A 25,273-nucleotide genomic window follows, 5' to 3' on the forward strand; every position below is an offset into this window, starting at 1 on the left:
TTGGTATTGATGGATTGTACAGAAAATTGAAACTAGGATTATGGAGGGATTGAATGACTTCTGAAAACAAACTTGAGAAGTTAGAAGAACTATTTAGTTATCTAACAAGAGAAAAAATGTTTAATGGATGTGTGCTAGTAAGTGAGAATGGAAGCCCCATGTATGAGTATGTTAATGGGGTAGCAGCTATAGATCAGAGTAAGCAATTAACGAAAGACTCACGTTTTGATATCGCTTCCGTTTCGAAATCTTTTACAGCTATGGCAATTATGATATTGAAAGAGCAACAGAAGATAAGTTTTGAAGATGTTCTTGAAAAACATTTATCAAATTTGCCTTATCAAGGCATTACGATCAGAAATCTTCTGACACATACCTCAGGGCTTCCGGATTATATTGATTGGTTCGAGGAAAAATGGGATCGCAAAAAGATTGCAACGAATAAGGAAGTTTTGGAACTATTTTTAAAAGAGCATCAGCCTTCACTTCTCTTTGAACCAGGTGACAAATGGGAGTATAGCAATACAGGTTACATCCTACTTGCTGAGGTAATAAAAGAGGTATCAGGTCTTACCTTTGAGGAATTCCTAGAAAGTAATATTTTTGGTCCACTAGAAATGCATCACACACAGCTATTATCTCGAAGGATTAATAAAGACTCACTCGAACTTGCTGAAGGGTATATCTATGATCGAGAAAATGATGATTATAAAATACCGGATCATATGGATGAACACAGATATGTGTATTTTATAGACGGAGTTCGTGGAGATGGTGCAATTAACACAACCGCAAAAGACTTATATAAATGGGAGCAAGCAATTTATGCGAACGTGCTCATAAAGGAAAACACGAAAAATGAAGCGTTTAAACCAGCTGTTCTTACTAATGGAGAAAGTCTTGGTTATTCCGTCGGTTTACACCCTGATGTAGAAGCAGGCTATGGATTTGGATGGTCTATCGAAAATAGCAGCCAAACAGGAAAGATCCTCTCACATGGGGGTTATTGTGCTGGTTTTCATTCCTTTTTGATACGTTACGTTGAAACTAATAGATCAATTATCTATCTTAGTAACGTCGATTATCTTGATTTTTATGATAATAAGATACATCACGACATCGTACTGCAGATAGAAAATATCCTTTTTGATAAGGAAGTTAAGTTACCATCATTCCCTGTTTCAAATAATATTTCTAGTGAAATAAAGACTTCGTAAATTTCATAGCTATAGAAAATTCCAGAATGATAAATTAGATTTACATATTCCATTAAAGAGAAGCGAATCCAGAGAATGGGTTCGCATCCTTAATGTTTTCTTTATTGAACTAGGACGAGACGATATGTGTAAATTTTGCCAAATTGACTGAAATAAGGGTGAGGATTAAATGGGAATTTCTATTGATAAGTTAAAATATGAAGATGCGGTGGAATTATTTGATTTTGAAAACGAAAATAGAACCTATTTTGAAAAGATGGTACCAAGCCGAGGTGATGATTATTATAACTTTGACACTTTCATGATAAGACATGAAAACTTATTAGATGAACAAAATCAAGGGTTATCTTATTTTTATCTGATAAGGGAAAGAAATGGTGAAATTTTAGGAAGAATTAACTTAGTAAATTTAGACAGATCCCAAAGCCTAGGTCACATAGGTTATAGAGTTGGTGAAAAACATACTGGTCAAGGGATTGCACACAAAGCTATACATATTTTATTGGATAATTTCCGAAAGAATGGTTACGCCAAAATCTTAGCGAAGACAACAAATAATAACATTGCTTCACAAAAAATGTTAGAGAAAAATGGCTTTAAGAAGTTAGGAGTAAGTGACGACGAATTTGAAATGAATGGAGAAACACTTAGGTTTGTAAATTATATATGGGCTATTTAATAACATTATTGAAGTTGTTCATCAATCTTATTATCTCTACTGAGTCTTCATGTATCTCTGAGCGTTTGCTTAATAAGAAGTAAGCGCTGCATGAGGTTTAAAGGCCAGATTGTTGAAAATCGCTTGGTAATAAGATATTAGTTAGTGTAAAGATTATATATATTTCACTTAAACTAAACCGATTTCATAGTGAACAATGCCGAGGAGAAATGGTCCCTATATTATAAAGGGATACATGGGAATAAGTTTCGACTACAGTACCCATTAATTATGGTACAAGAAAAAAGGACCGGGCGTACTTTGTTCGGTTTTTTTTTATATTTTTGTAAGATATTTGAGTTTATCGCGTCTTATATGTAAGGAGGTGAGATGGTGACACAGCTTGAGGATATTTATAATACATACTTTAAAGATGTATTTTTATATGTGTATAGTTTATCTGGCGATAAGCATATCTCTGAAGATATCACTTCGGAAACTTTTATGAAGGCATTAACATCGCTAGACAGTTTCAGAGGGAATAGTGATATCCGTGTTTGGTTATGCCAAATTGCCAAAAACAGCTATTACTCTTATTTGCGTAAGAAAAAAAGCTTTGTGGATTTTGAGTCGGTTCCAGAATCGGCTAGTGGAGACAATGTAGAACAAGAAATAGCCATTTCAGAAGCGTCTATGGAGGTACATGAAGTTATCCAGAATTTAAAAGAGCCATACAAAAAGGTCTTTACTCTCCGTGCACTTGGAGAACTGTCATTTAAGCAAATTGGCAAATTGTTTGGAAAAAGTGAAAACTGGGCTTGTGTTACTTATCACCGTGCTAGAGAAAAAATTAAAGCGCGATCGGAGGATTATCGATGAATATTAGCTGTAATATGATTAGAGATATACTGCCGTTATATGTCGAGAATTTGGCAAGTCAAGATACTAGAGATCTAGTTGAAGAACATATAGCTTCTTGTGAGAACTGTAAAAAACGACTTGAAGAAATGAGGACTTTTGAAGAACCGCCAGTAGATACCGATATAGCTCCCTTAAGAAACATACAAAATACATTGCGAAGGAAAAAGCTGCAAACGATTATTTTTTCAGTCATGGTAACATTGGTTTTTGCAGTGGTTACAATGGCTTATCTGACAACGCCAGCATACATCTCTTATAATGAAAATGCGGTATCAATTATTGAAAAGGATGACGGAACAGTACTTTTGAATTTTAGTGAAGAAGTCTCTGGATTCAATGTAACCGAATATCCAGCAGCAGACAATTCAGGTTATGTCTACGATATAACTACATGGGAAACGGTTTGGCACCAGAAAATAAACAAAAACAACCTGGAAAATACGGTCTTAAACCCGAATGGGGAAACGGTCGTTTCAATTTATTATTACAATACCGATGGAAGTGAAGATGTTTTAATTTATGGAGATCCAAAAATGGATGGTTCTGTCATAACGTTACCTCGGCTCTTTTTAAGCTACTATGTGTTGTTTGCTATAGGGTTTTCACTTATTTGTGGAATTGGATTAGTCATATTCCGTAAGAACGAAAAAATAAGAAATGGACTAGAAAAAATCATTCTATTGCCTATCTCCTACGTGTTTGCTCACTTACTCATAAAAGGTCTTCACTCTGCCACTTACCTTGCTGAACGGGACTTTTATGCAATATTACTAGTCACATTTCCTTTATATTTTGCATTGTTAGCTGGAAGGAACATATTTAAAAAATTATCATTTAAGAAGCCGAAAAGCACTTTATAATAGTTGTTGCTTTCACTGGTTTGTAATAGACTCACCAATCAGCGATTCTTTTCTTAATTTAGTTCTATATTACTTGATAAAGAAGGGTCCCTGATGGCCTCAGATTTCTAAAACATGGCCCGAAAAATATCCTTGAATTGATTGAACCCCCAAATTCTACTGATCAGAGTCCATCTTCAACAAAATCGGAGCATTTCTTTAAGAAGTAGAAGAACACTTTTTTGTGAAATAAGTGTTCAAAATAAAGATTTCTGCAGTAAAATAAGGTATATTATATTGTTGAATAGATTCTCTTGTAGGAGAAGAAAAGTGGTGAACAAAGTGGGAAGATATCAATTGGATCACAAAAGTAAGGTAGCTGTGACAAAGTTTCATGAAAAACAGACGACTGCCAAATTTGATAAAAAGAATCATCTTGAAAAAATACGTGCGGAGTATTTAAAAAAGAAGCAAAAACAAACAGATAAATAATGTGATGGAAAACATAGGAAGGTTAATTTCCTATGTTTTTCTTATAAAAAGTTTATTTCGATATCTTCTGTAATAAAAAGGTAAGCCCTCTATTCAGATGTAGGATGGTATTACAGAAGCTAGAATTGAGGTGAAATAGTGCCAACTGCAATTATATTACTCTTAACTTAATACTATTATCAATTTTGCTGTTTAGGAGAGTACAAAATGGACAAATGAAATTTACTGGCAAGAAATTAATTATAGGTTTTAATTTAACCTTGGTATGTATTAATGTGATAATGCTTTTCGTCATGTAAAAACGAAATAAAGTAATCCATTGATGCTATTCAATATAATCACAGCGATTGGTTAGTGAAAAGTAAACGGTTTTAATAGCCGAACTCAGAAAATGTGCTTTTTTAATTTTAGCTGCGTTCTATAGCCTTAAAAATTCATTTCAGTGGGGGACAGAATGAATAAGGATAAGTTAATAGGTTTAATAATTTGGGGATCAATCATTGGAATAAGTGGATTCGTGATGTTGTTTTTCAGTGTTCATTTTGGCACTTCAATTGCTGAGAACTGGTTGATAAAACAAGGTGGAGCTGATACTGACTATTACAACATCATTGTGAAAAGCTACATTAATAACTTCTTAGTAGGTGGAGGAATATTATTTGCTGTTGGACTAGCCACAAATTTCATTGCTTATTATAAACTGCAATCCATTAAGGATAAATCTAATTTAGACTAGATTTTACTGGTTATAAAAATGAAAACAATGCGATGTTAAACAAACTCGGAGCGATCTAACCATAAAAAGTAGGGATATAACCGATGCATAATGAGTTGAAAAACAAGGTAGAAAAAGTAATTGGTGATATTTTAGAAGTAAATATCCTGGAAGATCAAGGTTGCACTTCTGTAGTGCGTCAAATGATAACAGTTCAAGGTATATATGTTCTTAAAAGTTCATTCGAACAGAAATATCGAGAGTGGTTAAAGGATGAAGCTCTCGTATTAGAAAAGCTTAATACCAACACCCAGATCCCAACACCCAGGTTCTATGGTTATATTGAAGAGATTGATAGTAGTCATATCATTATGTCGTTTGAGAATGGAATGACTTTAACCACTGCTTTAAAGAAAGCAAGGAATCCAGATGAGAAACGTACTTTAATTAAGAGTTTTGGAAAATTCGTCTGTGGTCTTCATGAAACAAATCCAGTAGGTCTTGGAGATTAAAATCACACAAAAAGAGCTTGGCAACAATCCAAGCTCTTTTTGTGTGATTTTAAGTGTGACTACCAAAGGGTTAGCAGTGGATTAACCTCATCTGCCATTAGAGTAATGGATCACTAACGAGGAATACATATCAGCTTTTTATGAAGGCTATATTCGTTACAGGGTAACAAAGCAAGAGTTCGAGTATTTTAAAGAGGGGTTATACGAATTTTTCTAATCCTTAATGAATTGTCTAGAAGACATTTTTAATAATATCCCGAGATCAAGTTTTCAACTATAACGATATACATGTTTAAAATTAAGTTATTTTAGATAAAAAGTGAACCTTTTGAGATTAGGGTGGTAATAAGTATGTGAAAGGGGATTTGAAAATGACTGATGAAGAAATGAAAAAAATCTCTGAAGCTATTGATGGAAATGAGTATGCTTTTGAGATTTTAATGAAGCCACATGTAAAAAACGCCAAAAAAACAGCTTATTTATTGCTTCATGATTTTTCTTTAGCAGAGGATGCTGTACAGGATGCACTCCTCCAGATACATAACTCTTTATTTCGTTTCAAACCAGAAATGGCAACCCTTAAAACTTGGTTTAATGGGATAGTTATTAACTGTGCATTGAAAATTGCACGCAAAAGACGATTTTGGTCAAAGTTGAACAATGATGCTTCCGATCCAGAGACTCCTGAAAAGAAAACCATTTTAAATGAAGAATCTGCTCTTATTTTTGAATGTGTAAAGAAATTAAGTTTGAAACTTAAAACAGTTATTATTCTACATTACTATCAGGACTTGTCCATAGAGGAAATAGGCATAACGTTAGGATTAAGTGAAGGAACGGTTAAATCCCGTCTTCATAATGCTAGGAAGAAATTAAAGAAAATCATGATAGAGAATAAAAAAGGAATACATACTTGGGAGGTAGAAATATGGAGCAAAAATTAAGAAAGGCTTTGACTGATGTTGCTGAAGAGTATAATTTCTCAGATAAAGTACGTATGAAGTCAAAAAATAACTCGAACAAGAGAAAGAGGCGGCACTTACAAGTCAGGTACTATGTGGCTGCAGTTTCTCTTATTATAGGTATTCTATTTGTAGCATCACCTGATGTTAGATCTATGACTGAAGAATGGACCACTCAGGTATTTCATATTGATATCTCTTCAAAAAAAGATTTTGAAATAAGAGAAGGTTATGTGTATGTTGATGGAGTAAAAACTGTTAAAGAAGAGGAGTATAAACTAGCTCTTTATTCCTCTGTTTATACTGATGAAGGATATGTATTACAGGAAACAAATCATAAAGAAATTGTTATGCAGAATTTCACAGAAGACCATTTAGGACAGCAGTTTTCAACTATTAAAGATGCAATGAAACATGTAGATTATCATATTAAGCAACCTACCGTTTTGCCAGAGTATCTAAGCTTGGATAAAATATATGTTAATAAGGACCAAGCGACTCACATTTCCTTCAAATCTGATTCAAACAAAGACTTGTCCATAAATGTTGAAGAAAGAAGTGCTAAGGAAGGGTATATAATATTAGATGACGTTGAGAAGATTGATATTGGCGGGAATGGTCGTATTGGTAAAACACCTAATAAATATTGGGACACTGATAGTAACAAACCTGCAGTGAACGCTGAATATGCATTAACGTTTATCGATCATGGCGTTCAATATGATCTATTTGGAACCAATTTAACAAAAGAAGAATTAATAGGAATAGCAAAAACGATGAAGTAGTAGTATAAATTGGAGTCTTTAGCTAGTAGTTGATGGTAGCTAATAAAAGGAATCTGCCTCAAATTCTCTTAAAAAGGGAACAATTCTGCAATCACACTGTAGTGAAATCGTTCAATAACTATTTTGAACAAACTCGGAGTGTTAATCTTAAGGGTCGCTCTCTTTTTAAGAAATTTAATTACGGGACAGGATTTTAAAAAATAACAGACAAAGATGATACATTAATCATTGCTTCTAATCACATTATAAATTTTTAGGTATCACTAATGTGTTGTGTTACAATTCCTGTTAAACTTCTACCTATTGTTATAGAAAGGGAAGAAAACATAGATGGCAGAAAGTAATAAAAAGACCTTTTATTGTAACGTTGAGTTATCCCTAGATATTATAGGTGGTAAATGGAAGCCACTAATTATTCATCATATAGGTGGCGCTGGAGTTATTAGATATGGTCAATTAAAAAGAAAAATCCCTAATATTAATGAAAGAGTATTGTCCAGGCAGCTTAGAGAACTAGAAGAAGCGAACCTGATCCAAAGAAAAATATATGATGAAGTTCCACCTAGAGTGGAGTATTCATTAATCGGAATGGGTAAAACATTAGTTCCTATCCTAAATGAACTAGGATCTTGGGGTGCAGAGTATAATCAAACATACCAACATGGAGAAGTTGATTTCGAAAACGAGTATACCGAATGATTTAGTAGAACCGTATTCACATGTGAATACGGTTCTACTTTTGTTTTTATGAAAACAGTTTTCTAATTAAAGCAGTTTTGTACTTACATGTCTGTACGGCTAAAAATGTCAGTACTTGTTACCTATTTAAAGGGATTATATACTGACAACGTAATTGATATTCCAGCCCCAAGAAGAAGTGAAGACCTATAGCCTAAAAGATAGAGTTATGTTTAGGGTTGTGGTGGTACTACTTTTTGGAATGGAATTGTTATAAATACAAACAAATTGTTATTGTAAAAAAGGAGAGTACAACCCATGGAACTTATGCAAGCATTAACAAATAGATATTCAACTAAGGAATTTGATCAAATAAAGAAAATTTCTGATGAAGATATAGAAACGATTAAAAATCTGTTGCAATTGGCTCCTTCATCAACAAACGTTCAACCATGGCATTTTATTGTTGCTTCAACCGAAGAAGGAAAAAAACGTGTGGCAACTGCTGCGCAAGGAGATTTTAGTTTCAATGAACCGAAACTTTTAAATGCATCAGCGGTTGTGGTTTTCTCAACAAAGAGCGAGATCTCAGAGGATTATTTGCATCATGTCACTGAAAAGGAAGATCAGGATGGGCGCTTTGCCGAAGAGAAACATAAACAGGGTACACATGCTGTCAGAAAGATGTTTGTCGATCTGCACAAATATGATTTAAAAGACCTTCAGCAATGGTCTGAAAAACAAGTATATTTAAATGTTGGCAGTTTCTTATTAGGTGTTGCAGAACTGGGGATTGACGCAGTTCCTATGGAGGGACTAGATTTGAAAGCTTTAGATAATGAGTTCGACCTTCGCGAAAAAGGCTTTACATCATGTGTGGTAGTGGCTTTAGGTTATCGTTCTTCAACAGACTTTAATGCAACGTTACCAAAATCAAGACTTAATCAATCAGAAATCATTGAGGAAGTGTAGCAAGGAACTTAGGCTTGAAGAGCTAGCTGGTAGTAAATCATTAGGGTAATTATCTATTGAGGTAATTACCCTCTATTGTGTAATGGAGAGGAAGTATAATTCTTAAACAAAATCATTTAATGGGGCTTACCCCTATATGGAGGGATTTATGTGAAGATTTTACTGACTGGTGCTACAGATGGTATTGGACTAGCAACTGCAAGGATGTTAGTTGCTGATGGTCATAAGGTATTACTGCATGGCCGTAATAATGAGAAATTAGCAAGTGTTGCAAAAGAACTTGGGGAAGAGAATACAGAGCAATATGTGGCGGATTTATCAGAGTTAGCTCAGGTAGAAAAGTTAGCACAAGAGGTAGCGGAGAAGCATGATCGGTTAGATGTTCTCTTAAATAACGCGGGCGTGTATAATTCGTCGAATGTCGTGACTGGGGATGGTTTAGACATTCGGTTTGCAGTCAATACGGTTGCGCCATACCTGCTGATGAAATCACTACTTCCATTAATGGACGAATCGAGTCGTGTTATTAATCTGTCATCAGCAGCGCAAGCACCTGTTGATGTTAAGGCGCTTTCTGGTTTAGCAAGGCTTAGTGACGGTGAGGCATATGCTCAGAGTAAGCTTGCATTGACGATGTGGACGTTTGAACTAGCTCAGTATGTAGCGCCTGTATTGGTTGCCGTGAATCCTAAATCATTGTTAGCGAGCAAAATGGTGAAAAGCGCGTTCGGAGTGCAAGGACAGGATATTAACCTTGGAGCCGAAATCTTATGTCGTGCTGCCCTGGCTGATACGTTTAGGAATGCGTCAGGTAAGTATTTTGATAATGACATTGGAGAATTCACTGAGCCACATCCGGATGCACGTGACGATGAAAAACGTTCAACGCTCGTACAGCAATTGGATGCTATAATAGGAAAATAAAAAGGTCAGACGCTTGTGAAATGAATCAAGTGTCTGACCTTTTTTTGTTCCTTAATTCTGGGAGCATTATATGGTTTTATTTGTAATTATAGGTACTATAATCATCTAAATGACATATATATGTTGCAAAAAGACATTCTTATTATATAATGGAAAAAGAAGGTTATTATTTTACAAATTGTGGGGTGGGGAAATGAGTATCGAAATGAAGCGTCTTTCGAAATCGTTCAAGAAAGGCGAACTTGCATTATCAAAGGTTGATTTTACGATGCAAAGAGGCGAGGTTGTTGGGTTGGTTGGTCCGAACGGGGCGGGGAAGACGACGCTGATGAAAGTACTATCTGGGATCATTGTGAAGTACGACGGTGAGTTAATTATGGGTGATCAAGCAAAGGTAGGGAGTTTAATAGAGAAACCGAAGTTCTTTCCGAATAGGAGTGGGTTGTACAACATCAACTACTTTAGTGCATTGTATGGAGCGAGCAATAAGCAAATGGATGACATCATTGAGTCGCTTAAAATGGCTTCCTATTTGAAAAAGAAGGTGAAGCATTATTCGCTTGGTATGAAGCAGCGGCTTGGAATTGCGCTTGCACTCATTTCGAACCCTGACTATCTTATTTTAGATGAACCGACGAACGGTATGGACCCTGATGGGATACGAAATATTCTTGGTTATGTAAGAGAGCTTGTTAAGGAACGAAACATTGGCGTGCTGATTTCCAGTCACATTTTAGAAGATGTGGAGAACATCAGTGACCGCGTGTATGTGATCAAAGATGGGGCGTTCGTGAATCAGTATAGTTGTGACCGTGAGCATGAGCAGGTGATCAGCCTTGCTTTTTCAGAGGGTGAGGTTCATAAAGCGTTCAGCATGTTGGGTAATGAAGAAGGCATCAACAAACAGCAGAATTTGATTTCCTTTATCTACGATGGAGACATGAAGCCGATCTTGCAGCACTTAGGTCAGCAAGAAATCTATCCGACTGACGTGAAGTCGAAGAGTGCAACGTTAGAAGACTTTTACTTTGAACAGATGAAAGGGGAAGCGAAATGAATTTTGGAAAATATCTCACACTTGAGCTTAGACGAAACGTCCTCAGTATACCGCTATTTCTAGCGATCGGACTTTCGCTTGTGATAGGTGGCGGCATCGTCTACTCGATTTATGAGATGGATGGACCTTTTCGTCCGGAAAATGTAACTGCGTTGTACTCAATGATCGCGACGGTTGCACTGGGGGTGTATTGTGCAAAGCTCGTCATCATAGACCTTCATTACGGAACGATCTACTTGCTGTTCACGTCAGCACGAGACAGACTAAAGTTCCTTATATCAAGAGTGATCGTCATCATGGCCGTGTCAGTAATGTTTGGCATCGGTTGCGGTGCGCTTGTCTATGTAAATCATTTTCTTAACGATCAGGCGTTTTCATGGGGAGATGTTGGCTCATCCGTTTTCCACTATGTATTGTTCGGGGTGTTCTTCACACTATTCTTTCTCGTGATTTCGATGTTCTACCAGAAGACGATGAACCTTTTCGTTCTTTCGATCGTGACGATTCTTGTGCTACCAAGCATCCTCGGCATCATATTGCAGGTCGATGCTGTGCCAGCATTTATAAAAGACTTCGTAACCTATCTGCCGTTATATAGCTTGCCGAACGATCTTCCGTTTCTTGAATTGGAGAGTCTTGACATGGTTGTCGTAACGACCGTCAGCCTCAGCTTGTTCGCATTTGCGTATTATCGGTTACCCAAAACAGATTACTAACAGGAGGGGAAGTAATGAAACTATTTTCAAAACGAAAAGTGTTGGATGAGCGCTTATCGGGGCTTCAAAACGGGATTTTTCGAGAACTTTATTCAATCGTTGTAGGGCTTTGTGGACTGTCGATCTTTTATGAACAGTTCTTTGGAGAGGTTGGTTTAGCAAATATTTGGCTGGAACTCGTGATCATCATTGGGGGCGGGGCTTATTATATGATACGCTCTTCAATGCTTGGTATTTTCACAGATGAAGTCGAGATGCATGATCGTTCGAGTAAGTGGAAGATGAGTACGAAGAATATTGTGATCAGCGTGCTCGTAGGACTAGGAATTTCATTAACGTTTGCGACAATCAATTCGCAGCGATTCGGCGAAACGAGAGGAGAAACAATCGAGTTCTTCTTCACTATCTTTTTTACATGCATTATGATTTACATTCCTTTCTTATTTGCAATCCTTGTTCTTCCTTACGCGTTTGCGAAGTACCGAAGCGATAAGGTTAACAAGCAAGAGTTAGAGGACATAGACGATGAAGACGAACAGGATGTGCGGTGATCGACGTTGAAAAATAAAAAACTAAAGATGGCGCGAGTGGAGCACGACCTTTCGCAGCAGGAACTTGCGAAAAAGGTTGGTGTGTCGAGGCAAACGATTGGCTTGATTGAACTCGGAAAATATAATCCTACGCTTCAATTATGTGTAGCGATTTGTAAGGCTCTTGGAAAGACGCTCGATGAGTTGTTTTGGGAGGAGTAGGAGCTCTTAAGATTGTTGTTTTTAAACGGATACTATTTACAAAAACGAGTGGTGGATTGCATAGCAATCACACACTCGTTTTTTTATGAAATTCTAAACGTTAGGCGTAGAGCCTAGCAATAAAGTTCTGTTAAGTTCAATATTGAGTAACATTTCTATATAATCAAGTGGTGTCCCTATACAACAAAAATATGAAAATTTTTTGTTGTAAATATAAGCATATACTTATATACTAATGACTGAGGTGATTTTATGGAAAAAATCATTATTGAATTAGAAGATACAGCCAAAACTCTGAAACTTTTAGGAGATAAAACTCGATTAACGATCATAGGGCTCTTAAAGGATAGTGAGTGCTGTGTTTGTGAATTTGTAGAAGTATTACAAATGAGCCAGCCTTCTGTCAGCCAGCACCTAAGGAAATTACGAGATGCTGGATTAGTGAGAGAACAGAGGAGAGGGCAATGGATTTTCTATTCATTAAATGCTCAACATGAAACATACCCAATCATCCAACAAATTTTAGATCAAATCCCCGATCAAAAAGAGAAGTTACGAGCATTGGAGGAAGCTGGTTTACGCATCCAATGCAACTAGTAGGGAATTCCAATAAATTTGGCAGTAGCAGCCAGTGTACCACCAATATTTTTTTATTAAAGGAGAAATGTTTCATGTCTACTAAACCCGTACTTTACTTTCTTTGCACAGGTAACTCATGTCGCAGTCAAATGGCTGAAGGCTTCGGGAAGAAATATCTTGGAGACGAGTTCGATGTTCGTTCTGCTGGGATTGAAGCGCATGGCCTAAACCCTAATGCTGTTAAAGCGATGAACGAAGTTGAAATCGATATTAGTGACCAAACGTCAGATATTATTGATTCAGATGTGTTAAATAATGCTGCATATGCGATAACTCTTTGCGGTGATGCGAATGATAAATGCCCGATGACACCTCCACATGTCACGCGTTTTCACTGGGGATTCGATGATCCAGCTAAAGCAGAAGGTACAGATGAAGAAAAGTGGGCTGTTTTCCAGCGCGTTCGTGACCAAATTGCTGATCGTATCAAGCAATTTGCAGATGATAAAAAATAATAAGGAACAGCCAAGACTAAGTACTGTTTTGGCTGTTTTTCACGAGTATATAATTGATATTAATTTAATTATGGAGGGTTTAGATGAAACTCGAAATTTTTGATCCGGCAATGTGTTGTTCTACTGGTGTATGTGGTCCAAGTGTCGATCCAGAATTAACTCGCTTTGCGAGTGCAGTGTTTTCACTTCAAAAAAAGGGTTTTCAGATTGAACGATACAACTTGGCCAATGATCCTGGGAAATTCACAGAAAATAAGAAAGCGTCAGATTTCCTTCATGAGAAAGGGCCGGATGCTTTACCAATAGTATTGATGGATGGGGAAGTGGTTATGAATTCCTCTTATCCGAGTAATACTCAACTTTCAGAGTGGTTTGATATCGACAAAGACGAATTGAAAGAACAGCCGAAAAGCAACAGTGTAACGATTAATATTAGCGATCTTAAAAAGTAAGGGGTGAAAAGTGATGTACCAATCGTTTAACCCAAACCAACTAAAGGGAACGCCTTTCTTGTTCTTTACAGGAAAGGGTGGAGTGGGGAAAACCTCTACTGCATGTGCAACGGCCATCTATTTAGCCGATACTGGAAAGAAAGTTCTGCTCGTAAGTACCGATCCTGCATCAAATTTGCAAGATGTGTTAGAAGTAGAACTAACGAATGCTCCAAAACCTGTACCGAATATGGAGAATTTGCATGCGTCTAATATTGATCCAGAACAAGCTGCGGCAGACTACCGAGAGAAGGTGGTCGGACCTTATCGTGATCAATTACCACAAGCGGCGATTAAAAGTATGGAAGAGCAACTATCGGGTGCTTGTACGGTTGAAATGGCTGCATTTGATGAGTTTTCAGCGATTATTGCGAATTCATCGATTCGGAATCAATACGACCATATCATTTTCGACACGGCTCCTACTGGTCATACGCTACGATTGCTACAACTTCCTACAGCATGGAACGAATTCCTGAATGAGAGCACGCATGGTGCATCTTGTCTTGGCCCGCTTTCAGGATTGCAAGAAAAAAAGCAACTGTATGAACAAACGGTTAACACGCTTTCTAATAAGAATCTAACAGCGCTAATTTTAATTGCTAGACCGGAAACGTCTTCTCTTTACGAAGCTGAACGTTCTTCAAGGGAGCTAAAAGAAATCGGCATTAAGAATCAGTTGCTCATTATGAATGGACTACTTAAGAATCATCTTTCCCATGATGAAGTTTCTTCGGCTTTTCATATGCGACAGCAAAAAGCACTAGAAAGTTTCCCGGAAGGTCTTAAACAAGTTGTCGTCTTTTCGGTACCGTTTGTCTCCTATTCGCTCACGGGGATTGAGAATCTGAGACACCTTTTTAAGTCTTACACTCTACCGAATAAAGATGAGCACTTTATCCAAAAAGACACTTTGCAACTCCCTGGTTTAAATAAAATGGTCAACCACTTTTCAGATCACAATCAACGAGTGATCCTGACGATGGGTAAAGGTGGCGTTGGAAAAACGACGGTAGCTGCTTCTATTGCCGTGGGATTAGTTGAAAAAGGACACAAAGTACATTTGACGACAACAGATCCTGCTGCGCATTTGGAGTACACATTTGGTAATACTGCAGCTCATGAGAACCTTTCAATTAGCTCTATTGATCCTAAAAGTGAAGTAGAAGCCTATAAAAAGAGAGTGTTAGCACAGGCAAGCGGTGAGCTAAATGAAGCAGGAATCGCTTATCTCAAAGAAGACCTTGATTCCCCATGTACAGAAGAAATTGCTGTCTTTCGTGCGTTTGCTGAACAAGTAGATAAATGTGAGGATGAAATAGTAGTCATCGATACAGCACCGACAGGGCATACCCTCTTACTTCTTGATTCTGCAGAAGAATATCATAAAGAAATTTCTAAATCGACTGGAGATGTGCCACAAAGCGTCAAACGACTACTCCCTCGTCTGCGTAACGCAGAAGAAACCAGTGTCGTCATCGTAACGTTGGCTGAAACAACACCAGTACTTGAAGCTGAACGATTGCAGAGAGATCTTACTCGAGCGCATATTCAGCCTGCATGGTGGGTCATTAACCAAAGCTTACATGCGACCGTCACTCAAGATCCTGTGCTTTCGGGTAGAGCTCAAACGGAGAGAAAGTGGATCGAGAAGGTTAAGGATGAGTTTGCTCAAAACACAGTCATCATCCCATGGATCAGCGAAGAAAAAATTGGTTATGAAGAAGTCAGAGAATACATGATGGAACATTAACTGCAGGGTATGTACTAGGTGTTAGACTGGAGTCAAAGTTTGTAAGGTGTTAAACCAATCATGAGAGGAGAATTTAGATGAAAATCACAGAAGAAGCTAAACTAACATTAGAAAAGGTAATAGATGAAAATGGTGTTGAAGGAATTCGTGTTCAATCCGTAAGTGGAGGCTGTTGCGGCCCTCAAATTAGTCTTTCTCTTGATGCAGCTAAAGAATCTGATTCTATCCAAACGATCAATGATATCCGAGTTGCTATTGACCCTGAAGTTAAAGACTTAGTGGAAGAAATTACCTTAGACAAACAAGATGATCAATTTGTATTAGTAGGATTAGATAGCTGTTGTTAAAGACCTCCTTTGGAGGTTTTTTCTATTTATAGATCACGTTAAGCCACCTCCGTAGATCACTAGGAGATGGCTCTTTCTCATGCATTGTCAATATCTCTTATCACAGAAATGCTTTTACAACTTTAGACATTAGAAAACTTAGTAAGAGGCATTTCTTACGTTATCCTTTTCTTTGCATATAGTAGTAGCATCGGTAGAGCGATATTTTACAATAAACGGCAGGCAAAGGAGGATTCCTACTGTATAAACTATCGCAACTACTGTCGTAGTCGAAAAAGAAAATATAGAGGTAGCATTAACAAACATGCCTAATAAACCGATCGGAACGACACTCAGTATAGCTACTAGAATTCTAGAACCGAACGTCACTTGATTAACTGTCCCACACTCTTCACATGTAATCGGTCGATATGCAAAAAACATAGCGCGTTGAACGGTTTTCCATGAGAATTTGTTGTTACAAACGTCGCATATTGGAATCGTGATTCACTCCTTTTACTTTTAGTAGTATTTTTCCATTTTAACAAATTTTGTTTGGGTTCACATTACATTCATATCGTGTCTAATTATTCAGTCTGTTAAGCTATGGAAGGAGAGCGTTTGTAGGCATAGATATGGATACATAATAGACTTAACGTAAAAGGAGTACGGACCTTTGAGAACATTGCATCCTGTTAACTTGACTTTATTTGGTGTTTTTTTGATCAGTTTAGCGGTAATGATGCTGATCGTTTACAATGACACCGACAGTAAATACGACATGGTTATTGTCATCAGTTGTTTAGTATACTTTTTTCTTTATGTTGGTTATGTTACTATTATTGCTCTATTGAAGACGATTCGAATGAACAGAGACGAGAAGAAGGCGAGAATACTTAAATTTCTTGCATGGTTTTTGGTCTTGAGCGTAGTGGATATCGCTACGTCATTTGTTACTTCATCAGAGATCCGTTCGGAAGATTTCTTCGTACCATTTGGAATGGCGATCGGCATTGCTTTCTTCGATGTTATGTTTTTCAAAAAGAGAAGGTATTCGTGACGCGACAAAAGAAATGTATCAAGACGTAACTTCTAAATCTGGAGTGCGTCTTTTTATTAATTGAGTGTTTCCGTGCAATGGAGAACTAGTAAAAGGAGTTCGTGTATGAAAATAAAAGGAATTATATTCGTCTTGCTAGGGGCTGGCAGCTTCGGATTCACGCCAGTTTTTGTAAAGACGGGCTTTGGGTATGGGTATTCTTTAGGACAAATTAACATTGCTCAGATGGTTCTTGCCTTCATTCTGTTGTCGAGTCTTAGCTTGATACTTGGATTGAAAGTAAAAAACTTATCAAAAAGTGATTACATTAAAATTATGATTACTGGTACTGCCATGGGGCTAACAAGTGTTTTCTATTACGGCGCGATGTTATATTTAAGCGCTTCATTAGCGATTATCCTGCTCTTTCAATTTGTATGGATCGGCATGATCTATGAGTGGGTCTTCAGCAAAGTTAAACCAACGAGAGTGAATGTCCTCTCCTTACTCGTGACGTTAACGGGCGTTGTATTCGCCTCGAACCTCATCGCTGGGGATGCGTCTGCCTTTCATCCAATCGGTTTACTTCTCGGATTTTTAGCAGGCGCTTCTTATGCAGGGTTTATTTTCTTCAGCGGTCAAGTTGCGACGCGCTCGCATCCTATTGTTCGGAGTGTATTAATGGTGGCCGGATCTATGGTTCTTGTGTTGGTCGTCTTCGTGCGAGATATTCCCACAATACCCATCACGGATGGTCGGATGTGGATATTAGGAACAGGTCTTGCGCTTGTCGGTGGCGTCATCCCAACGTTGTTCTTTGCAAAAGGTGCGCCGCTCATTACAGGAAGACTCGCGAATGTGTTGAGTTCAATCGAGCTACCAGTCGCCATCATTTCAGCAATGATTGTGTTATCGGAATCCGTTTCGTTCTTACAATGGGTAGGAGTGCTGTTAATCGTTGTAGCGATTATCATTAATGAACTCGGGTGTATGATGAAAGGGAAAGCAGTTAGCGATCAAGGATGAGAATGTGATGGAACATGGATGACCTTCTTCAGGAAATGCTTCGTGGTTCGACCGATCCTGTTTTTCTATAACCAAGATAAACAATACACATCAATATGAAAGTGATTTAAAAAGGAGAGTAGCGAAAGTACGATGATGTATAACATAAGACAAATGATTAGATCAGATTGGAACGAAGTGAAAGAAATCTATCGATTAGGTATTGAGACAGGCAACGCCACGTTTGAAAAAGAAGTGCCTTCATATGAGAGTTTCGTCTCTAATGCAGTTTTAGAATGTACACTAGTCGCGACGGACGAAGCTGGTATACAAGGGTGGTGCAAGTTAAACAAATCGTCGAATCGATATGTGTATCGAGGCCTTGGTGAAGTAAGTACCTATGTTCACCCTCGTGAAAAAGGGAAGGGACTGGGAGATTTGTTAGTACATACCCTGACTCAGACATCTGAAGAAAATGGCTTTTGGACACTCAGTGCTGGGATCTTTCCTGAAAATGTCGCAAGTATCAAGTTACATAGCAAACATGGATTTGAAGAAGTCGGAGTACGGAAAAGGGTAGGTCAAATGCAAAATGGCCAATGGAGAGATGTGATTCTTTTTGAAAGAAGAAGTGGAAGAGTGGGAGTTTAAGCGTAAATAGGAGAACAGATAACACTAAAATGCAGTACCTGGTGGATGGAGTAGTGTTTAAAGGAGGATTATGTGAAATTCGCAAAGTATATTATTTTGTCATTGATGTTGAGTATGCTATTTGGATGTAACGATTCAAATGAAGCGGAAGAATCTAATAATAATAGTCTACCCGTAGATTCTTCTATGGCTGATGAGAAAGGGACGCCTGTTGATGTTGATCGTAAGGTGATTCAAAACATTGATTGGGAAGTATCAGAAACATTCAATTCTGGCAGTTTTGTAATGAGAGGGCTTCCTGAAAAAGTCGCGTTTATTGATGAACCATTTAAAGAGAATATTGGAAATAAATATATGTGGCATTTTTGGGGTGACATACCTGATGGAAAGTTAACGGTATTAGCTATTAAAGAAGGGAGTAATGAAATTGTTCCTGCACTAATAGTATCTTCTTTTGAAGATGAACGACATGTTTGGACCTCTGATTCTCCTGCTGGACCAAACAATGGCGCCGATGCTCATTTGCCTTCTAATATGAAGTTAAATGAGAAAGGGAAATGGGCACTGCTGGTTTATCTTGGAGAGAACCACGTTGACAATATAGTAGTTGAGGTTAACTAAATTGTTATACTTACAATTTTAGCTGTTTAATAGGGAGCAATCAGTTTAAGCGATCGTGTTATTCCGGTAGGAGGGTTAAAAATGATTCGTGAACTTGATGAAACTGAATTCTATAAATGCGAACCGTTAATAAATGATGTTGGACACTTGGAAGTTAAAGCTGTAATCGAAGGAAATAACCCTGGTCGGATTTTTGTAGATCATATCGATTTTCCTAAAACAGGACTTATCTGGTTGGGTAATAATGATGGTTTCTTCTTTATTGGGGATGAGAAAAATGAGTGTTTTAATAACGATATAAATGAATTTATCGATAAGGTAGTCTATCCTGAAGCAAAGAAGCTTGGGTTAAAGAGTTTTATAGCAATCGGTAACCATGCAAGATGGGAGAAAACAATAGAGAGGATATTTAGTCATCGTCATATACAAGTATCTCATCAAAATGTTTATAAGTTGAGAAGTCACTATAAAGTTGATAATGAACCTTCAGTTAAAAATGGTTATGAAGCATTAAAAGTCGATGAATGTTTATATGAGAATGAGAAAAATTATCTTCATAACATAGAATTTTTACACTCCAAAATCTTGGGATTTTGGTCTTCTTCTGAACGGTTTTTTCGAACAGGGATTGGGTACTGTATTGTCTACCAAAATAAGATTGTGAGTTTATGTTTTTCAGGATTTGTAGCTGAGAATGTTCACGGTATAGATATAGAAACAATAGAGGAACATCAGGGAAATAAATTAGGTCAGCATGCAGCCCACTATGTTGTCAAAGAATGTGTGAGTAATGGTATGATACCATACTGGGATTGTGAGGAGGCAAATAAGCCTTCTAATCAAATCGCAAAGAATATTGGATTAGAAAATTATTCACATTATTTAGTATACATTTTTCCGATGGATGAAGATTGATGTGTTGTGATATTTACGTTGCGCTTCTAATGAATATCTGAGTGTTTGAGTTACGAAAATGCTTATCTTACTAATGAATACAATTAGGAACTTCGTGTTAAAGAAGTTCCGTTTTTTTTTCAAAGAAGGTGTTTGTCCTGCCCAAGTCAACATTCATCTTCTCTAGATTTCTTAGGCCCAGCTTAATCCTTTTGTTGACGAGGAATTGCAAGGAGCATACACTATAATTAGATATTCAAACAATCGTTAGAATGAAGGTGGAAAAATGAGTGAAAAGGTAATTAAAAAAGCATCTAAAGATACATGTGATACGTTTTGTTACGATGAAGCACTTGTTCAACGAGTGCAGCCTGAAATGGAAAAAGTGGAAGGTGTAGAGTTGATTTTTAAAGCTTTATCGGATGCGACACGTATGAAAATTGCGTATGCCTTAACGCTAGAGAAGGAACTTTGTGTTTGCGATGTGGCAAATATTATTGGTTCAACGACTGCCACCGCTTCTCATCACTTAAGGTTATTGCGAAACATGAAGTTAGCCAAATATCGTAAAGAAGGAAAACTTGTTTTTTATTCATTGGCTGACGAACATGTTCATCAGTTAGTTTCAATTGCTTTACTACATTCAAAATAAGTCTGAATGGAATAGATAGGGGGTACATCAATGAGTCGTACAGAAAAAGAGCCACAAGCAAGTTGTTGCTCTAGTCATGCGGAGCCTGAATTCAATGTAAAAAGCACAAGCTCCTGCTGTTCCGAGGAAGATGCTTCTACTACTTCTACGTGTTATGGAAGTGATACAAACACGAAAGAAGATCAAACAGCAACCACTTCTTCTAGCTGTAGTACGGGAGAAAGTAAAGACAAGCAAGTGGAACCAGTGGATAGGGAGTCAAAAGAGACAAAGACTTTGGAATTCAAAATTCATGGAATGGATTGTCCTTCTTGTGCGGCCACCATTGAAAAAGCGCTACTAAAGACTGAAGGAATTCAATCGGTTCGAGTTAATTATGGGACCGGGAAGATGGCAGTGAGTGCGAATGATCGTTCAGTGTACGATCTAGTTCCTGATCAAGTGCATAAGCTGGGCTTTAAAGCAGAGCCTTTGGTCAAAAACACCAATATGCAAACGTATAAAATTGAAGGTATGGATTGTGGCTCTTGTGCGATGACAATTGAAAAGCATTTAAGCAAAAATCCAACTATTCAAGAGGTTCATGTTAATTTTTCTACAGGAAAAATGCAGATTGATCATAGTACGAATCAAAATGAAATTATCAAAGAGGTACAAAGAGCCGGGTTTGATGCTTCCTTAGATTCTCAAAGGCAAGGAACCGCTAATCAAAAGAAAAAATGGATTTCGACGACCACCATATCAGGGATATTCCTTGCCCTTGGTTTTATTGGCTCGTTTACTAGCGTAACCCCTGGGTTCATTACGGCTTTATATGCTGTAGCTATCCTTATCGGTGGATTTAAGCCAGCAAAAAGTGCCTTTTATGCCATTAAAAGTGGTTCCTTAGATATGAATGTTCTTATGTCCTCAGCAGCCATTGGAGCAGCCCTCATTGGAGAATGGTTTGAAGGGGCGACGGTCGTATGGCTTTTCGCCTTAGGGAACACTTTACAAAACAGATCGATTGAGCGTACAAGAGAATCGATTCGTAGTCTCATTAACCTTACCCCGTCTGAAGCAACCATTAAATCCGGTGATCAACTTATTCGAAAACCAGTAGAAGAAGTGGAAGTCAATGCCATAATCGTCATCAAACCCGGCGAGAAAATACCTCTGGATGGAGAGATCTTGTCAGGTACATCCAGTATTAATCAAGCTCCCATCACCGGAGAATCTTTGCCTGTAGATAAACAGCGGGGAGATACAGTTTATGCAGGTACAGTTAATGAAAGTGGCTCTTTAGAAGTCAAGGTAACAAAGTTGGTGGAAGATACAACAATTGCAAAAATTATTCATCTTGTGGAAGAAGCTCAGGAGAAAAAAGCTCCAACCCAAGCTTTTGTAGATCGTTTTGCAAATGTCTACACTCCTATTGTTTTTAGCCTTGCTCTTCTTGTCATGGTGGTACCGCCGTTATTTGGATTCGGATCGTGGGGAGAGTGGGTCTATAAAGGTCTTGCATTATTAGTGGTGGCTTGTCCTTGTGCATTGGTTATATCTACTCCAGTGGCCATTGTATCTGCGATTGGGAATGCAGCTAAAAATGGAGTTCTCATTAAAGGGGGCACCTTCTTAGAAAAGGCTGGGGCCATTCAAGCGATTGCTTTTGATAAGACAGGAACGCTTACAGAAGGAAAACCTAACGTTGCCGAGGTGATTTCACTTTATAACAATAGAGAAGAGCTAATCGGCATTACCAGAACCATTGAAGAACATTCCACTCATCCGATCGCTAAAGCAATCACGATTTATGCAGAAGAACGAAAAATTTCTGCTAAGAAAGGGGAAGACTTTAAAGCCATTGCGGGTAAAGGAGCTCAGGCTACAATTAATGGTATAGAATACTTTGCTGGTAAACCTAAACTGTTTAAGGATATGGAAGTTCCTCTTAAAGAAATAGAAGAACGTATGGAATCATTGCAAAGAGACGGAAACACGCTGATAGTCGTAGGGACTCGTACGGAGGTTCTAGGTCTCATAGCTGTTGCAGATTCCATTCGTGACATTACTGTTCAATCCATTCAAAAGCTTAAACAAGTAGGAATGGGAGAAATGGTAATGTTAACAGGTGATAATGATGGAACGGCGAAGAAAATCGTAGCTGAGACAGGTATCGATCGCTATTTTGCTGAGCTGTTACCTGAAGACAAAGTGATCGCGGTGAAGAAATTACAGGATGAAGGAAAAAGTGTTGCTATGGTAGGGGATGGAATTAATGATGCTCCGGCCCTTGCGACAGCTGATCTTGGAATTGCCATGGGTGGTGCCGGAACGGACACGGCTATGGAGACTGCCGACATTGTACTAATGGCGGATAATTTAGAGAAACTTCCCCATACAATCCGCTTAAGTCGAAGAGCCATGAACATCATTAAGCAGAATGTCTGGTTTTCTTTGATTACGAAAGTGGCAGCTTTAGCTTTAATCTTCCCTGGGTTTTTAACCTTATGGATGGCTGTGTTAAGTGATACCGGTGCAGCTCTTTTGGTCATTCTAAACAGTATGAGATTGTTAAGGCAAAAGTAAAGAGAGGTTCGGTCCTCTCTTTTTACATAACTTCAATCATGTACTTGACTAAATTTGGATAAAATGATTAAATTATCTTAATTTTATAAAAACAAGCTGTGAAAAGAAGAGTAGATAGGCATTGTTCAAAACAGAGATCTCCGGTAGCTGAGAAGGAGATGACGTGCCTATCGAAGAAAGACTTGGAGCTTCGTTATGGAAAATAGCGACGGGTTCTCCCGTTATAGAGGTAAGGTATACCTATGTGTACCTATTGAGATTGATATGGTGACGTATCGATAAACTGAGATGGTACCGCGACTAACTTTCGCCCTCGAGAGGACATTTCTTGAGGGCGAAAGTTTTTTGTTGTTTATTTTAGAAGGAGGGAATTCAATTGGATCCACTATTAATGGAAATTGATACACAATTAGAAACCGAACGGTTACTACTTAGAATGCCGAGGCCCGGAGATGGTACGGTAGTAAATAAAGCAATTAAATCTTCTGTTGCTGAATTGAAGCCATGGCTAGGGTTTGTACAGGAACTTCCAACCGTCGAAGAAACCGAACTCAATACGAGAGAAGCACATATTAAATTTCTAAAGCGGGAGAGTTTACGGTACCTCATTTTTTTGAAAGAAACGAACGAATTTGTTGGTTCTACAGGGTTTCACAATATTCATTGGAGCATTCCAAAGCTCGAGATTGGTTACTGGATCGATACGTCATATAGTGGAAATGGATATATGACAGAAGCCGTCGGTAAACTAACAGATTTCGCATTAGATCAGTTACGGTGCAGAAGAATCGAGATCAGATGTGATCGCGAAAACGATAGAAGTCGTGCTGTTCCGGAAAGACTAGGTTTTTCATTAGAAGGGATTTTGAAGAACGAGGATTTATCAATTGATGGCTCGAAAATAACGGATACATGTGTGTATGCGAAAGTCTAAATCTTGTAGCTGATTCTTAGCGTTATTTTGCTGCCGTTTGACGAATCCCTCTCTTAAGGAGGGCCTGCCTTAACGTACTGAATATTGTTAATCCGTTTAGATTGCAGCCTTGTGCAACCATTGAAAGAGCGGTTGATGGTTGTATACCACAAATACACATGCTGATACCGCTATACGTAAGGGCTTTTTTCATCCGAGTTAGACTGTTTACTGTTGGAAGATCTAAGTTCGATACACCTGATAGATCAAATAAAATATCACTTAGCTGTTTGTCATAGCATTGATTTAAGGTTTCTTTCATAATCAAGTCCGTATGTTTTGGGTGAATGGAGCCTGTCATTGGCAGGAGAGCAAGGGTATCGGTGATTGGGATAATGGTGATGTGAAGTTGATCATCAGTTAGTAAGTCCTTTACTTGATGTTGGCTGTGGTATCCTATACAAATGCCGTTATACGTAAACGTCACTTCTTCGATGATGGCATCAATCCTTTTACTAACATCCAAAGGACAGGCGGTGAGAGATTTCATTTGAATTTCTCTCATTGCTGCTTCGAAACTTACGCGACGAAAAAGTGTAAGCACTCGAAAGGATTCTTCAAGAGGGATTCCGTTTGAAATAGCAAGGTGGCCGGTTGCCTTTGCCCAGGTTCTAATATCGTGCGTTATATCTGCATCGCTTATATAGAGGGCTTTCCCGATGTATTCAATAAGTTCTGCTCGCCAATCAAGGATTTGATCTTCCTTCACTCTTGAAAGCTTTAACTTTTTACCATAGCTTTCATCCTGAAGTGTAAAGATCGATTTCGCTAACTGATATCGGTCAGTAACAATTTTATTTCCTATTTCAAAAAGGATATCTTCCATCCAGTCATCCACCTTTCTCTTTTAAAATGATGCTGGAGACGTGGTAGCCGCTGCTTATGTACAAATGTTTCGTCTTTATTTATTCGACTAAAAGTGATGGTCTCCTCTAATTTGCTTCACCTTTCTTCTTAATCCTCTTTTTTCCAAAAGGTTCTTTTTGTTAACATTCTTGCTATATGA

The 25,273-nt window shown here is 37.9% G+C and carries 31 protein-coding genes and 1 other annotated feature; of the genes, 29 read left to right on the forward strand and 2 right to left on the reverse strand.

All coding sequences use genetic code 11. From position 1 onward, the window contains the following. The first annotated feature begins 53 nt into the window (after positions 1 to 53). From AB986_RS01220 to AB986_RS01320, 21 genes are all read left to right on the forward strand, one after another. On the forward strand, positions 54 to 1,217 hold the full coding sequence (locus tag AB986_RS01220; RefSeq protein WP_048309066.1) for a serine hydrolase domain-containing protein: 1,164 nt from the start codon (positions 54 to 56) through the stop codon (positions 1,215 to 1,217). 169 nt (positions 1,218 to 1,386) lie between these two features. Continuing rightward, positions 1,387 to 1,896, forward strand: a complete 510-nt coding sequence (locus AB986_RS01225) for a GNAT family N-acetyltransferase (RefSeq protein ID WP_048309067.1) — start codon at positions 1,387 to 1,389, stop codon at positions 1,894 to 1,896. A gap of 369 nt (positions 1,897 to 2,265) precedes the next feature. Then, positions 2,266 to 2,754: an RNA polymerase sigma factor gene (locus tag AB986_RS01230; protein WP_201779256.1), complete on the forward strand. Its 489-nt coding sequence runs from the start codon at positions 2,266 to 2,268 to the stop codon at positions 2,752 to 2,754. Beyond that, positions 2,751 to 3,656 carry a zf-HC2 domain-containing protein gene (locus AB986_RS01235; protein WP_048309069.1) on the forward strand — a complete coding sequence of 302 codons (906 nt, stop codon included), beginning with the start codon at positions 2,751 to 2,753 and terminating at the stop codon, positions 3,654 to 3,656. The genes AB986_RS01230 and AB986_RS01235 overlap by 4 nt, the downstream gene beginning before the upstream one ends. 309 nt (positions 3,657 to 3,965) lie before the next feature. Continuing rightward, a complete protein-coding gene (locus tag AB986_RS22530; protein ID WP_169749932.1) occupies positions 3,966 to 4,127 on the forward strand; it encodes a hypothetical protein in 162 nt (53 codons plus the stop codon). Between the two features lie 454 nt (positions 4,128 to 4,581). Beyond that, positions 4,582 to 4,863 carry a hypothetical protein gene (locus AB986_RS22535; RefSeq protein WP_048309070.1) on the forward strand — a complete coding sequence of 94 codons (282 nt, stop codon included), beginning with the start codon at positions 4,582 to 4,584 and terminating at the stop codon, positions 4,861 to 4,863. Between the two features lie 83 nt (positions 4,864 to 4,946). Beyond that, positions 4,947 to 5,354 carry a protein kinase family protein gene (locus AB986_RS01250; RefSeq protein WP_053215995.1) on the forward strand — a complete coding sequence of 136 codons (408 nt, stop codon included), beginning with the start codon at positions 4,947 to 4,949 and terminating at the stop codon, positions 5,352 to 5,354. 371 nt (positions 5,355 to 5,725) lie between these two features. Beyond that, a complete protein-coding gene (locus tag AB986_RS01255; protein ID WP_048309071.1) occupies positions 5,726 to 6,298 on the forward strand; it encodes an RNA polymerase sigma factor in 573 nt (190 codons plus the stop codon). Continuing rightward, entirely contained in the window at positions 6,283 to 7,101 is an 819-nt protein-coding gene (locus tag AB986_RS01260; RefSeq protein ID WP_048309072.1) for a hypothetical protein, read from the forward strand. The genes AB986_RS01255 and AB986_RS01260 overlap by 16 nt, the downstream gene beginning before the upstream one ends. Before the next feature lie 330 nt (positions 7,102 to 7,431). Further along, positions 7,432 to 7,800 carry a winged helix-turn-helix transcriptional regulator gene (locus AB986_RS01265; protein ID WP_048309073.1) on the forward strand — a complete coding sequence of 123 codons (369 nt, stop codon included), beginning with the start codon at positions 7,432 to 7,434 and terminating at the stop codon, positions 7,798 to 7,800. Positions 7,801 to 8,097: 297 nt separating this feature from the next. Further along, positions 8,098 to 8,751, forward strand: coding sequence for an oxygen-insensitive NAD(P)H nitroreductase (nfsB, locus tag AB986_RS01270; protein WP_048309074.1), 654 nt, complete (start codon positions 8,098 to 8,100; stop codon positions 8,749 to 8,751). A gap of 150 nt (positions 8,752 to 8,901) precedes the next feature. Then, positions 8,902 to 9,675 (forward strand): SDR family NAD(P)-dependent oxidoreductase, encoded by a 774-nt coding sequence (locus AB986_RS01275; protein WP_084006359.1) that lies wholly within the window; start codon positions 8,902 to 8,904, stop codon positions 9,673 to 9,675. Between the two features lie 193 nt (positions 9,676 to 9,868). Further along, entirely contained in the window at positions 9,869 to 10,732 is an 864-nt protein-coding gene (locus AB986_RS01280) for an ABC transporter ATP-binding protein (RefSeq protein ID WP_053215996.1), read from the forward strand. Further along, positions 10,729 to 11,448 (forward strand): ABC transporter permease, encoded by a 720-nt coding sequence (locus AB986_RS01285; protein ID WP_048309075.1) that lies wholly within the window; start codon positions 10,729 to 10,731, stop codon positions 11,446 to 11,448. Before AB986_RS01280 ends, AB986_RS01285 begins: the two co-directional genes overlap by 4 nt. A gap of 14 nt (positions 11,449 to 11,462) precedes the next feature. After that, positions 11,463 to 11,999 (forward strand): DUF6773 family protein, encoded by a 537-nt coding sequence (locus tag AB986_RS01290; protein ID WP_048309076.1) that lies wholly within the window; start codon positions 11,463 to 11,465, stop codon positions 11,997 to 11,999. A 6-nt stretch (positions 12,000 to 12,005) separates the two neighbouring features. After that, positions 12,006 to 12,200 carry a helix-turn-helix transcriptional regulator gene (locus AB986_RS01295; RefSeq protein ID WP_048309077.1) on the forward strand — a complete coding sequence of 65 codons (195 nt, stop codon included), beginning with the start codon at positions 12,006 to 12,008 and terminating at the stop codon, positions 12,198 to 12,200. 252 nt (positions 12,201 to 12,452) lie between these two features. Continuing rightward, the gene (locus AB986_RS01300) at positions 12,453 to 12,797 is read left to right on the forward strand and encodes an ArsR/SmtB family transcription factor (protein ID WP_048309078.1); all 345 of its coding nucleotides are present in this window, start codon (positions 12,453 to 12,455) and stop codon (positions 12,795 to 12,797) included. 74 nt (positions 12,798 to 12,871) lie between these two features. Next, positions 12,872 to 13,294, forward strand: coding sequence for an arsenate reductase (thioredoxin) (gene arsC / locus AB986_RS01305; RefSeq protein WP_048309079.1), 423 nt, complete (start codon positions 12,872 to 12,874; stop codon positions 13,292 to 13,294). Positions 13,295 to 13,377: 83 nt separating this feature from the next. Further along, positions 13,378 to 13,746 carry an arsenite efflux transporter metallochaperone ArsD gene (gene arsD, locus AB986_RS01310; RefSeq protein ID WP_048309080.1) on the forward strand — a complete coding sequence of 123 codons (369 nt, stop codon included), beginning with the start codon at positions 13,378 to 13,380 and terminating at the stop codon, positions 13,744 to 13,746. Positions 13,747 to 13,759: 13 nt separating this feature from the next. Beyond that, a complete protein-coding gene (gene arsA / locus AB986_RS01315; RefSeq protein WP_048309081.1) occupies positions 13,760 to 15,538 on the forward strand; it encodes an arsenical pump-driving ATPase in 1,779 nt (592 codons plus the stop codon). A 77-nt stretch (positions 15,539 to 15,615) separates the two neighbouring features. Next, positions 15,616 to 15,885 (forward strand): adhesin, encoded by a 270-nt coding sequence (locus AB986_RS01320; protein WP_048309082.1) that lies wholly within the window; start codon positions 15,616 to 15,618, stop codon positions 15,883 to 15,885. A gap of 138 nt (positions 15,886 to 16,023) precedes the next feature. Here AB986_RS01320 and AB986_RS22955 read toward each other — a convergent pair whose 3' ends face one another. Then, on the reverse strand, positions 16,024 to 16,371 hold the full coding sequence (locus AB986_RS22955; protein WP_084006361.1) for a TIGR04104 family putative zinc finger protein: 348 nt from the start codon (positions 16,369 to 16,371) through the stop codon (positions 16,024 to 16,026). A gap of 169 nt (positions 16,372 to 16,540) precedes the next feature. Here AB986_RS22955 and AB986_RS01325 point away from each other — a divergent pair, with 169 nt between their 5' ends. The 8 genes from AB986_RS01325 to AB986_RS01360 all read left to right on the forward strand — a co-directional run bounded on the left by AB986_RS01325 (position 16,541) and on the right by AB986_RS01360 (position 24,228). Then, positions 16,541 to 16,924 carry a hypothetical protein gene (locus tag AB986_RS01325; RefSeq protein WP_048309083.1) on the forward strand — a complete coding sequence of 128 codons (384 nt, stop codon included), beginning with the start codon at positions 16,541 to 16,543 and terminating at the stop codon, positions 16,922 to 16,924. A gap of 105 nt (positions 16,925 to 17,029) precedes the next feature. Beyond that, on the forward strand, positions 17,030 to 17,929 hold the full coding sequence (locus AB986_RS01330) for an EamA family transporter (protein WP_048309084.1): 900 nt from the start codon (positions 17,030 to 17,032) through the stop codon (positions 17,927 to 17,929). A gap of 132 nt (positions 17,930 to 18,061) precedes the next feature. Beyond that, positions 18,062 to 18,559 (forward strand): GNAT family N-acetyltransferase, encoded by a 498-nt coding sequence (locus tag AB986_RS01335; RefSeq protein WP_048309085.1) that lies wholly within the window; start codon positions 18,062 to 18,064, stop codon positions 18,557 to 18,559. A 72-nt stretch (positions 18,560 to 18,631) separates the two neighbouring features. Then, on the forward strand, positions 18,632 to 19,180 hold the full coding sequence (locus AB986_RS01340) for a DUF4871 domain-containing protein (RefSeq protein WP_053215997.1): 549 nt from the start codon (positions 18,632 to 18,634) through the stop codon (positions 19,178 to 19,180). A gap of 81 nt (positions 19,181 to 19,261) precedes the next feature. Next, positions 19,262 to 20,095, forward strand: coding sequence for a GNAT family N-acetyltransferase (locus tag AB986_RS01345; RefSeq protein WP_048309086.1), 834 nt, complete (start codon positions 19,262 to 19,264; stop codon positions 20,093 to 20,095). Positions 20,096 to 20,360: 265 nt separating this feature from the next. Further along, positions 20,361 to 20,726 (forward strand): ArsR/SmtB family transcription factor, encoded by a 366-nt coding sequence (locus AB986_RS01350; protein ID WP_048309087.1) that lies wholly within the window; start codon positions 20,361 to 20,363, stop codon positions 20,724 to 20,726. Between the two features lie 30 nt (positions 20,727 to 20,756). Then, a complete protein-coding gene (locus tag AB986_RS01355; protein WP_048309088.1) occupies positions 20,757 to 23,294 on the forward strand; it encodes a heavy metal translocating P-type ATPase in 2,538 nt (845 codons plus the stop codon). 89 nt (positions 23,295 to 23,383) lie between these two features. Beyond that, positions 23,384 to 23,612: a binding site (T-box leader), on the forward strand. Between the two features lie 73 nt (positions 23,613 to 23,685). Continuing rightward, the gene (locus AB986_RS01360) at positions 23,686 to 24,228 is read left to right on the forward strand and encodes a GNAT family N-acetyltransferase (protein ID WP_407921918.1); all 543 of its coding nucleotides are present in this window, start codon (positions 23,686 to 23,688) and stop codon (positions 24,226 to 24,228) included. Between the two features lie 22 nt (positions 24,229 to 24,250). On the opposite strand, the gene AB986_RS01365 is transcribed toward AB986_RS01360, so the two are convergent. Then, positions 24,251 to 25,093, reverse strand: a complete 843-nt coding sequence (locus AB986_RS01365; protein ID WP_048309090.1) for an STAS domain-containing protein — start codon at positions 25,091 to 25,093, stop codon at positions 24,251 to 24,253. Positions 25,094 to 25,273: the final 180 nt, after the last annotated feature.

It is taken from the genome of Guptibacillus hwajinpoensis (assembly GCF_001039475.1).
In the GTDB taxonomy this organism is placed as follows: Bacteria; Bacillota; Bacilli; order Bacillales; family Guptibacillaceae; genus Guptibacillus; species Guptibacillus hwajinpoensis.

Excerpts from the sequence above, each read along its gene's own strand:
- AB986_RS01360 (WP_407921918.1), top strand. The coding sequence starts at position 23,686 with ATGGAAATTGATACACAATTAGAAACCGAACGGTTACTACTTAGAATG.
- AB986_RS01250 (WP_053215995.1), top strand. The coding sequence starts at position 4,947 with ATGCATAATGAGTTGAAAAACAAGGTAGAAAAAGTAATTGGTGATATT.
- AB986_RS01290 (WP_048309076.1), top strand. The coding sequence starts at position 11,463 with ATGAAACTATTTTCAAAACGAAAAGTGTTGGATGAGCGCTTATCGGGG.
- AB986_RS01255 (WP_048309071.1), top strand. The coding sequence starts at position 5,726 with ATGACTGATGAAGAAATGAAAAAAATCTCTGAAGCTATTGATGGAAAT.
- AB986_RS01300 (WP_048309078.1), top strand. The coding sequence starts at position 12,453 with ATGGAAAAAATCATTATTGAATTAGAAGATACAGCCAAAACTCTGAAA.
- AB986_RS01280 (WP_053215996.1), top strand. The coding sequence starts at position 9,869 with ATGAGTATCGAAATGAAGCGTCTTTCGAAATCGTTCAAGAAAGGCGAA.
- AB986_RS01260 (WP_048309072.1), top strand. The coding sequence starts at position 6,283 with ATGGAGCAAAAATTAAGAAAGGCTTTGACTGATGTTGCTGAAGAGTAT.
- AB986_RS01220 (WP_048309066.1), top strand. The coding sequence starts at position 54 with ATGACTTCTGAAAACAAACTTGAGAAGTTAGAAGAACTATTTAGTTAT.
- AB986_RS01365 (WP_048309090.1), bottom strand. The coding sequence starts at position 25,093 with ATGGAAGATATCCTTTTTGAAATAGGAAATAAAATTGTTACTGACCGA.
- AB986_RS22535 (WP_048309070.1), top strand. The coding sequence starts at position 4,582 with ATGAATAAGGATAAGTTAATAGGTTTAATAATTTGGGGATCAATCATT.
- arsA (WP_048309081.1), top strand. The coding sequence starts at position 13,760 with ATGTACCAATCGTTTAACCCAAACCAACTAAAGGGAACGCCTTTCTTG.
- nfsB (WP_048309074.1), top strand. The coding sequence starts at position 8,098 with ATGGAACTTATGCAAGCATTAACAAATAGATATTCAACTAAGGAATTT.
- AB986_RS01285 (WP_048309075.1), top strand. The coding sequence starts at position 10,729 with ATGAATTTTGGAAAATATCTCACACTTGAGCTTAGACGAAACGTCCTC.
- arsC (WP_048309079.1), top strand. The coding sequence starts at position 12,872 with ATGTCTACTAAACCCGTACTTTACTTTCTTTGCACAGGTAACTCATGT.
- AB986_RS01350 (WP_048309087.1), top strand. The coding sequence starts at position 20,361 with ATGAGTGAAAAGGTAATTAAAAAAGCATCTAAAGATACATGTGATACG.
- AB986_RS01265 (WP_048309073.1), top strand. The coding sequence starts at position 7,432 with ATGGCAGAAAGTAATAAAAAGACCTTTTATTGTAACGTTGAGTTATCC.
- AB986_RS01230 (WP_201779256.1), top strand. The coding sequence starts at position 2,266 with ATGGTGACACAGCTTGAGGATATTTATAATACATACTTTAAAGATGTA.
- arsD (WP_048309080.1), top strand. The coding sequence starts at position 13,378 with ATGAAACTCGAAATTTTTGATCCGGCAATGTGTTGTTCTACTGGTGTA.
- AB986_RS01355 (WP_048309088.1), top strand. The coding sequence starts at position 20,757 with ATGAGTCGTACAGAAAAAGAGCCACAAGCAAGTTGTTGCTCTAGTCAT.
- AB986_RS01335 (WP_048309085.1), top strand. The coding sequence starts at position 18,062 with ATGATGTATAACATAAGACAAATGATTAGATCAGATTGGAACGAAGTG.
- AB986_RS01345 (WP_048309086.1), top strand. The coding sequence starts at position 19,262 with ATGATTCGTGAACTTGATGAAACTGAATTCTATAAATGCGAACCGTTA.
- AB986_RS01320 (WP_048309082.1), top strand. The coding sequence starts at position 15,616 with ATGAAAATCACAGAAGAAGCTAAACTAACATTAGAAAAGGTAATAGAT.
- AB986_RS01225 (WP_048309067.1), top strand. The coding sequence starts at position 1,387 with ATGGGAATTTCTATTGATAAGTTAAAATATGAAGATGCGGTGGAATTA.
- AB986_RS01330 (WP_048309084.1), top strand. The coding sequence starts at position 17,030 with ATGAAAATAAAAGGAATTATATTCGTCTTGCTAGGGGCTGGCAGCTTC.
- AB986_RS01235 (WP_048309069.1), top strand. The coding sequence starts at position 2,751 with ATGAATATTAGCTGTAATATGATTAGAGATATACTGCCGTTATATGTC.